The 4,733-nt window shown below is 71.7% G+C and carries 5 protein-coding genes; 1 reads left to right on the top strand and 4 read right to left on the bottom strand.

The window, feature by feature from the left end; all coding sequences use genetic code 11:
- Positions 1-9: 9 nt before the first annotated feature.
- From VFL99_RS11600 to VFL99_RS11585, 4 genes are all read right to left on the bottom strand, one after another.
- Positions 10-732, bottom strand: coding sequence for a gamma-glutamyl-gamma-aminobutyrate hydrolase family protein (locus VFL99_RS11600; protein ID WP_325106513.1), 723 nt, complete (start codon positions 730-732; stop codon positions 10-12).
- A gap of 95 nt (positions 733-827) precedes the next feature.
- On the bottom strand, positions 828-2,582 hold the full coding sequence (locus VFL99_RS11595) for a RecQ family ATP-dependent DNA helicase (protein WP_325106512.1): 1,755 nt from the start codon (positions 2,580-2,582) through the stop codon (positions 828-830).
- Positions 2,542-2,820, bottom strand: coding sequence for a hypothetical protein (locus VFL99_RS11590; protein ID WP_325106511.1), 279 nt, complete (start codon positions 2,818-2,820; stop codon positions 2,542-2,544). The genes VFL99_RS11595 and VFL99_RS11590 overlap by 41 nt, the downstream gene beginning before the upstream one ends.
- Positions 2,821-2,961: 141 nt before the next feature.
- Positions 2,962-3,645 carry a DUF4396 domain-containing protein gene (locus VFL99_RS11585; protein ID WP_325106514.1) on the bottom strand — a complete coding sequence of 228 codons (684 nt, stop codon included), beginning with the start codon at positions 3,643-3,645 and terminating at the stop codon, positions 2,962-2,964.
- A 379-nt stretch (positions 3,646-4,024) separates the two neighbouring features.
- Here VFL99_RS11585 and VFL99_RS11580 point away from each other — a divergent pair.
- A partial coding sequence (locus VFL99_RS11580) for a hypothetical protein (RefSeq protein WP_325106510.1) occupies positions 4,025-4,733 on the top strand: 709 nt, incomplete at its 3' end.

The following is a 4,733-nucleotide window of genomic DNA, read 5'->3' as shown; positions in this document are numbered from 1 at the left end:
TCCGACCGGTCACGCGACGGGCTGGCGGGCGGCCTCCCGCGCGAGCCAGGCGAACGGAGCGAACTGTCGCTCCGGCACCTCGGGGAGGGTGACCTCGGGGTGCCACTGCAGGCCCAGCACCGGCGCGTGGAGGTGCTCGACCGCCTCGATGCAACCGTCGTCGGCCAGAGCGGTCACGTGCAGGTCCGCACCCAGACGGTCGACCGCCTGCTGGTGGTAGGAGCAGCCGGTGAGCTCACCGTCCGGGTACATCCGCGCGACGCGGGAGTCCGGCTCGCTCACCCTGATGCGGTGGGCGTGCTCCCAGTGAGCGACCGAGCCGGGCTCCAGGTGCTGGATGAGGGAGCCGTCCTGGGCGATGTTGAGGGTCTGCATCCCGCGGCAGATCGCCAGGGTGGGCACGCCGGCTGCGACGGCGGCGCGGATCAGGGCGAGGTCGCTCGCGTCCTGCCGCGGATCCACGAGGCGCAGGGCCGGGTGGCGGTCGGGCTGGCCGTAGAGCGCCGGGTCGGAGTCACCGCCACCGGGGAAGACGAGCCCGGCCACGCTGCGCACGACCGCGGCCACCTCGTCGGGATCGTCGGGGTCGACGACGTAGAGCATCACCGGCTGGCACCCGACGGCCGCCAGGCACTCGAGCACCGTGAGTCGCGCTGCGGCGTCCGCCAGCTTCCCGTCCTCACCCTTGAGGAAGCGGGGTGCGATTCCGATGAGTGGGCGCTCGCCGGGCATGTGGTCTCCTGGTCGCGGTGCGGATCGTTGGACGTGGACGTGCGGACGTGCCGCGCGCCGGGTCCACGCTGCCACACGGCCGCCCGGTTGTGGGCTCAGGCCTCGGGCTCGAGCAGGTCCGTGTCCTCCACCATCGGCAGCGATAGGGTCCGGTAGCCCTCGTCGTCGAACAGCACGGTGAGCCGGTCGGTTTCGACGCTCATCACCGTGCCGGCGCCCCACTCCCGGTGGACGACCCGGCTCTCGACGGGAAACGGGGTGTCGGCATCACGTCGACGCGCGGACGGCCGGGTCTCGACGTGTCCCTCGTCCGATCGGTCGCAGTTGTCACAGTTGCCGCACGGCTGCTGGAGCTGCTCCCCGAAGTAGCCGAGCAGGAACTGCCAGCGACACTCGGTGGTCTCGGCGTAGCCGCGCATCATCTCCACCCGCGAGCGCTCGACCCGCTCGTGCGCCTCGGACAGCTCGAGGGCCGCCGCCACGGCGTCGTCCAGGGAATGCTCGGCGGCGGTGTACCCCTTGCGGGTGGGCCGCAGGGCGCCGACCTGCTCGAGGAGGTTCACCGCGGCGGTCACCTTGCGGGCCGAGGCGTCGACCTCCCGACGCAGCCGCGTGATCCGCACTGGCCCCTCGGCGGACCGCACGTGCGCGAACGTGGCGCGCAGCGCTTCCTCGTCCGCATGGTGCGCAGTGAGGAACCGTTGCAACGACAGGTCTTCCGGCCGGTAGAAGAGCCGCGCGCAGGCGGGGTCGCCGTCGCGTCCGCTGCGGCCGATCTCCTGGTAGTAGCTGTCCAGCGAGGCGGGTGCCGAGGCATGGAGGACGAAGTGCACGTCGGGCTTGTCGATCCCCATCCCGAAGGCCGACGTAGCCACGACCACGTCGGTGTCGCCCTCCGTGAACTGCTCGTGAACGCAGGCGCGCTCGTCCGCCGTGAGACCCCCGTGGTACGCGGCCGTGCGGATTCCACGGTCAGCCAGCTGCTCGGCATACCGTCCGGTGTCCTTGCGGGTGGCGACGTAGAGCAGTCCCGGCGGGGTCAGCTCGGTCACGGCGTCGAGGACCGCCTCACGCTTGGCGTGGTCCTCGAGCTCACGGGTCACCTCGAGGCGGATGTTGGAGCGGCGGAAGCCGTGGATGAGGACGCGCGGGTCCTGCAGCCCGAGGCGCTCGACGATCTCATCGCGCACGGGCGGTGCGGCGGTGGCCGTCAGCGTGGCGACGCGAGGGCGACCCAGCAGGTCCAGGGCGGTCCCGATGCGCAGGTAGTCCGGGCGGAAGTCATGGCCCCACGCGGACACGCAGTGCGCCTCGTCGACCACCACCAGCGAGACGTCGAGCCGCGCGAGCCGGTCGAGCACCTCCTCCTTGGCGAGCTGTTCCGGCGCCAGGAACACGAACTCGGCGTCGTCGCGGCGCACCGCCTCCCAGGCGTCGGCCACGTCCCCGCTGCTCTCGGAGGAGTTGACCGCAACCGCCTCCGGTGCCACCGAGCCGTCGTCATCGGCGCCCGCAGCGCGCCGGTCGATGCCGGCGATCTGGTCGCGTTGCAACGCAATCAGGGGCGACAGCACCAGCGTCGGGCCGTCGAGGAGCAGCGCCGGCACCTGGTAGAGCGCGGACTTGCCGTAGCCGCTCGGCATGACGGCGAGGACGTCCTGACCGGACATCAGGGCGCTCATCGCCTCGAGCTGGCCGTCCCTCAGTTCGTCCCAGCCGAAGGAGTCCCGGGCTGTCCGCCGAAGTGCCTCCCGGACTTCGTCGCCCGGGCTGGTGCCGTTCCGTCCGGTGCCGTCCCCGCTGCCCGTGTCAGCGCTTGACGAGCTTGAAGAAGGTGCTGTCCTCGCCACTGGACTTCTTCTCCTGGTAGAGGAATGCCAACTCGTTGTCGTCGAACTTCTCGAACCAGTCGTCCCAGCTGAGGTGCTCCAACTCGCCCTCCCCGGTGCCGCCCGGGAAGTCGATGCGCAGCACCCCCGGGTCGCTGCCCTGCGAGGTGTCGCGGACGCTCGCCGGCGTCCCGTCGTGTTCCTCGACCCAGCGGCGGATCTCGTCGTGGTCGGTGGTGGTGTGGCTCTCCGAGGCCATGGGGTCCTCCTGAACTCTCGCGCCCGCACTGCTCAGTGGTGAGCACGGCAGACGGCGACGTGGTGGCTCACGTGCCTCGTCGCCATACCCACTGGTATGCCGTCACTCACCTTCTGGAGCGACGCGCGGCCACCCGCTCGGTCACATGGCCTCCTTGATGCCCCGGCGGATGAGCCACACGTTGGCCGGCCAGGCGGTGAAGAAGCCGATGGCCATGCCGATCTGCATGAGAAACCAGTACGCCGGCGAGCTGGGCTCCAGTGGCGAGTCGGGGAAGAAGACGAAGCGCATCAACGCCATCCAGCCGAACAGGCCGACCTCGAAGGCAGTCAGGGACAGGACATCGGCCTTCGCGGCCTCCTTGAGGCCCTCGCCGAGGCCCAGACCGCGCATGGGCGCGATGGCGAGGTACTGGAACACGATTCCCAAGCCCACGGCGGCGAGGTAGTCGCCGACATACATGGCGAACAGTGCCTCGCCGGCGATGGTCGCACCGAGGCCGAAGATGACGAACTCGGCGATGATGTCGCCCAAGGTGCAGCCGGCGCCGCAGTGGCTCACCCCGGTGGCGACCGCCGCCCAGTTCGGCTGGGCGGGCGGCTCCTCGCGCTGGTGCCGGCGCAGCCACTTCTCGGTCTTGGGGCGACCGAAGCGGTGGTAGGCCCACACGGCGAGGGGCAGGAAGTACAGCGCCGTGATCGGCCAGACCGCCTCCATGACGCGCATGGGCTGTCGATAGCCGCGCCCGAGGATGTCCCACACGATGTAGCCGGCCGACCCGAAGCCCGACGCGAGGGCACACCACGCGACGACGACGAGCCACATGGGTGCCACGGCTGTCTCCCTGGTCGTCTCATCCGGTTGCTGGAGTCTTCCTGTCTTCCGCGTCCTCCGCATCCTCCGCGTCACCCGCGTGCCTCGCGGCGGGTGTGTTCGGGTGGCGCTCTGGCGTTGGTCGCGGTGTCCACCTTGTGGCCAGTGACGGCGTTCTGCATCCCGGAGCGGCCAGTCGGGGCAGCGCGACCTTGTCTGGACTCATCATTCCGCTGGGGATGAGGGGTTGTGGTGGCCGTCCACGCCTGCTAGGCTTCGAACATCAGTTCGGATCGCGTGGGGTTGCGAGAGTTTCAGAGTCAGATGGGGACGCGGTCTGAGACCCCGGGTGCGCTGGCCCGGTGGGTGATCGCAACCGTGGGGGCATCTGGTGGATCCGTCCACTTCACAGCAGGCACAGCACCAGCAGGGGCCACGGCGCGGGCATGACCGCTCGGGCCGTGGCGCCGGTTCGGGCAGTGCCGATCCGGGCTGGCGTGAGCAGCTCGCCGGTCTGCTGGCGAGCCTGCCGGCCGGCGCCGGTTCCGACCTTGACCCCGCGGACGGTGCTGCGCTGGATCGCTCCGCGGCGGAGGGGTCTGTGGTGGAGGGTGGCGGCGGGTCGGCGGTGGTGGACGTGTCGGGTCTGCCGGTGGGGGTGGGCGCGGCGGTGGCCCGGGTGGTGCAGGGGTTCGCCCGTGCGGTGGCCGGGGACTGGCCGGTGCCGGCGCTGCGGGCCCCGGGCCGGGACGGGGTCGGGCAGGAGCCGCTGGCGGAGGTGGCCGATGAGCACACCCCGGCGACGGCCACGCTGGCCCAGGGTCGCCAGGCGCTGGCGGTGCTCGAGGCGGCCGAGGTGGCCAAGGCGTTCCTGGACGGGGTCGCGGTCGAGGCGGCCGGGGTGGTGGCCACCGCCTACGAGCTGCACCTGAACCCCGCCGCCGGGGTGCCGGTGGGGGTGGCCCGCCGCGCCCAGCTGGCGCTGGCCGGGCGGGACGGGGCGGCCGCGGAGATCCAGGCCGCCACCGGGATGAGCGCCACCAGCGCGCGGCGCCTGGTGCGCTACGCCCGCGCCGGCGGGGCCCGCACCGCCACCGCCC

The sequence above is a fragment of the Segeticoccus sp. genome (genome assembly GCF_035708005.1).
The sequence above is the reverse complement of the archived record's forward strand: the minus strand, read 5'-3'. Positions and strand labels throughout refer to the sequence as shown.

Bases quoted from the DNA above. Each gene is read 5' to 3' on its own strand.
- VFL99_RS11600 (WP_325106513.1), bottom strand. From the start codon at position 732: ATGCCCGGCGAGCGCCCACTCATCGGAATCGCACCCCGCTTCCTCAAG.
- VFL99_RS11585 (WP_325106514.1), bottom strand. From the start codon at position 3,645: ATGTGGCTCGTCGTCGTCGCGTGGTGTGCCCTCGCGTCGGGCTTCGGG.
- VFL99_RS11590 (WP_325106511.1), bottom strand. From the start codon at position 2,820: ATGGCCTCGGAGAGCCACACCACCACCGACCACGACGAGATCCGCCGC.